Origin of the sequence: Kitasatospora sp. NPDC057015, assembly GCF_042673745.1 — a bacterium.
Taxonomy (GTDB): Bacteria; Actinomycetota; Actinomycetes; order Streptomycetales; family Streptomycetaceae; genus Kitasatospora.
Genome location: NZ_JBHUSG010000121.1, coordinates 1 through 3,524, shown reverse-complemented (window position 1 = coordinate 3,524; position 3,524 = coordinate 1). Strand labels below are relative to the sequence as shown.

The following is a 3,524-nucleotide window of genomic DNA, read 5'->3' as shown; positions in this document are numbered from 1 at the left end:
ACGCGATCACCGCCATTACCTGGCCTTCTGCGACCTCGCCGCCGTCATCACATGCCACAAACGCCTGACAAAGAGCACCACATAGGACAGGTTCTAAGCCCGAAACGCAAAGGACCACTGCCCATGGCAACCAGGAGAATCCGGCACCGCGTGCTGTCCGCAGCGGCGGTCCTCCCGCTCCTCGCGGGGGTGGCCGCCTGCGGCACCGGTGAAGGGTCGGGGCAGCCGAGCGGCTCGCGGACCACCACCGTTACCTTCTGGGGCTGGGCCCCGGGTACGAGGAGGCGGCGGCGCGGTTCAACGTCACGCACGAGGACGTCCAGGTCAGGTTCGAGAAGATCGTTCCTGGCAGCAAGGGCGGCTACGCCAAGATCTTCGCCGCGGTGAAGGCGGGCAACGCCCCCTGTCTCGCCCAGGTCGGCTACGAGTCGCTGCCCAGCTTCGTGGTCGAGGGCGCCGTCGAGGACGTGAGTCAGGCGGCGGCGGCCCACCGGAGCGAGTACGGCGAGGCGGCGTGGAACCAGGTCGGGATCGACGGCCGGGTCTACGGCATTCCGGTCGACATGGGCCCGATGGCGCTCTACTACCGCACCGACGTCTACGCCAGGCACGGCATCGAGCCCGAGGCGACCTGGGAGCAGTTCGCCGCCGACGCGGCCACGCTGCACGCCGCCGACCCGGACGGCTACCTGAGCGTCCTCAACCCCGACGACCCCTGGTGGTTCGCCGGCATGAGCGCTCAGGCGGGCGGCAACTGGTTCGCCGCGGACGGGCAGGGGTGGAAGGTCTCACTGGCCGACAAGGGAACCACCAAGGTCGCCTCCTACTGGCAGGACCTGGTGAACAGGGGTCTGGTCAAGGCGGAGCAGAGCTACACACCCGACCTGTACAAGGAGTTCCAAGACGGCACCATCGCCGCCTACGCCGGCCCGGTGTGGTTCTCCGGCGTCCTGGAGCAGAACTCGGCACAGGCCGCCGGGAAGTGGGCGGTCGCCCCCATGCCGCAATGGGAGGACGGGACCAGCTCCGTCGGCAACGACGGCGGGTCCGCCAGCGCCGTGCTCAAGGGCTGCAGGAACTCCGGAGCGGCCGTGGAGTTCGCCAACTGGCTGAGCACCGACGCGGCCGCCGTGGGCACCCTCGTGAACAGGGCCGGCATCTACCCGGCTTCGACCGGCGGTGCCTCGATCCCGGCCCTGTCCGCCCGGAGTGCCTACTTCGGGAACCAGCCGATCTTCGACGTCTTCAGGCAGTCGCTCGCGCAGGCCGCCCGGTGGACCTGGGGTCCCACGATGACCCAGACCTCCAGCGACCTCACCGACACCTTCGGTGCGGCCGTCGCTGCGCACACCGAGCTGTCCGCCGCCCTGGGAGCGGTCCAGCACCGGACGCTCGACGCGATGAAGGCCAAGGGCCTGACGGCCAGGGCCGGTTGACCCGGCGGGCGAATCGGACCAGTTGGTCCGCAGGCGTCCTCCGCACACCGCCGCCAGCACCGGAAGGACACCGGATGAGCGCACCACGGACGACGGTCGGCCCGGCGGGTCCGCCGGCCCCACCCACCCGGCAGAGCCCGGCACACACTAGGGCCGCCTTCGGATTCCTCCTGCCCTTCGGCCTGCTCTTCGCCGCGCTCTTCCTGCTGCCCATCGGGTACACACTCGGGCAGAGCCTCTACCGCGTCGAGCGCTCCGGACTCGGCTTCGGCCCGTCCCGGACGGTCTTCGCCGGTGCGGCGAACTACGCGGCAGCCCTCAAGGACGGCTCCTTCCTCGCCGGGGTCGCCCGGATCCTGCTCCTCGGGATCGTGCAAGTCCCGGTGATGCTGGGCCTGGCCCTCGTGCTGGCCCTGCTCGTCGACACCAGGAGCACCCGGCTGCGCGGGTTCTTCCGGCTCGCCTGCTTCCTGCCGTACGCGATCCCGGGAGTGGTGGCCACCCTCCTGTGGGCCTTCCTGTACCTGCCGGGGACCAGCCCGCTGGTGGCCGGCCTGACGAGCATGGGCATCCGCGTCGATCTCCTCTCCGCCGGCACGGTGCTCTGGTCGACGGCGAACATCGTCACGTGGACCTGGACCGGCTACAACATGCTGGTCATCCTCGCCGCCCTCCGGGCGGTCCCCGGTGAGCTGTACGAGGCCGCCGAACTCGACGGCGCCGGCTCCTGGCGGATCGCCTGGCACATCAAGATCCCGCTGGTGGTCCCCGCGCTGGTGCTGACCGGAACCTTCTCGATCATCGGAACGCTCCAACTGTTCACCGAGCCCGTGATCCTGCGCTCGCTCACCTCGACCGTCTCCGCCGACTACACACCCAACATGGCGGCCTACCAGGCGGCCTTCGGCGCCAACGACTACGGCAGGGCCTCGGCCATCGCCGTCCTGCTCGCCCTCGCCACGTGCCTGCTGTCGTTCTCGTTCCTGCGCCTTTCGGCCCGTCTCACCGGCAGCCGGGTGGGGCGATGAGCACCGGTACCGTGTCCAGGCGGCACCCGACTGCCGAGCCTGCGCCCGCCCGCCGCCGGTCCGAGCCGTCCCACGCGCGAAGGCGCCGGCGGCGCCCCGGCGTCATGGGAACGGCCGTCCTGTCCGTCCTGTCCGCCTACTTCCTGCTGCCCGTGTGGTGGCTGACGGTTGCGTCCACCAAGAGCAGCGGCGACCTGTTCGCCACCAACGGCTTCTGGTTCGCGGACTTCGGCCTCGGGCGGAACCTGCGGGAGCTGGCGGCCGCCGACGACGGCCTGTACGTCCGGTGGCTCCTCAACACCCTGCTGTACGCCGGAGTCGGCGCCGCAGGGGCGACCCTGTTCGCGGCCATGGCCGGCTACGCCCTCACCAAGTACCGCTTCCGGGGCCGCGAGAGCGCATTCAACGTCGTCCTCGCCGCCGTCCTGGTGCCGGCACCGCTGCTCGCACTGCCGGTCTACCTCCTGCTGTCCGAGGCCCACCTGGTGAATACCGTCTGGGCCGTGATCCTTCCCAGCCTGGTCAGCCCGTTCGGGGTGTACCTCTGCCGCGTCTACGCCGACTCGGCGGTGCCGAACGACATCCTCGAAGCGGCCCGGCTGGACGGCGCGGGCGAGGCCCGGATCTTCTTCACCGTGGTGCTCCGGATCCTCTCGCCGGCCCTGGCCACCGTCTTCCTCTTCCAGTTCACCACCGTCTGGAACAACTTCTTCCTGCCCCTGGTGACGCTGTCGGACCAGCGGCTCTGGCCGGTCAACCTCGGCCTCTACTACTGGAGCGGGCTGAAGGACCACACGCCGTACAACCTCCTCGTCACCGGCTCGCTGCTGTCCGTAGTCCCGCTGATCGTCGCCTTCCTCATGCTCCAGCGCTTCGGGCGCGGCGACCCGCAGCGGGCCGCGTGACAGCGTGAATCCGGTCGGTGGGCCGGCCGTCCCGGGGTGGCGGCCCTGCTCTTTGCGGGGAGGTGGTGCCGGGGCTACGTTGAAACCAGGAGGCCCGGCGGGTCTCGTGGAGGTCGGCTGTGGCGGTGGACCGCGAGGGCGTCGGGACGGGGCGC

General features: G+C 70.4%; 3 protein-coding genes. All 3 read left to right on the top strand.

All coding sequences use genetic code 11. From position 1 onward, the window contains the following. Positions 1-257 precede the first annotated feature (257 nt). Entirely contained in the window at positions 258-1,436 is a 1,179-nt protein-coding gene (locus ACFTWP_RS41405) for an extracellular solute-binding protein (protein ID WP_380270351.1), read from the top strand. A gap of 74 nt (positions 1,437-1,510) precedes the next feature. After that, complete coding sequence (locus tag ACFTWP_RS41400; protein ID WP_380270350.1) at positions 1,511-2,464, top strand: carbohydrate ABC transporter permease; 954 nt, start codon at positions 1,511-1,513, stop codon at positions 2,462-2,464. Beyond that, positions 2,461-3,369, top strand: coding sequence for a carbohydrate ABC transporter permease (locus tag ACFTWP_RS41395; protein WP_380270349.1), 909 nt, complete (start codon positions 2,461-2,463; stop codon positions 3,367-3,369). The genes ACFTWP_RS41400 and ACFTWP_RS41395 overlap by 4 nt, the downstream gene beginning before the upstream one ends. The last annotated feature ends 155 nt before the right edge of the window (positions 3,370-3,524 follow it).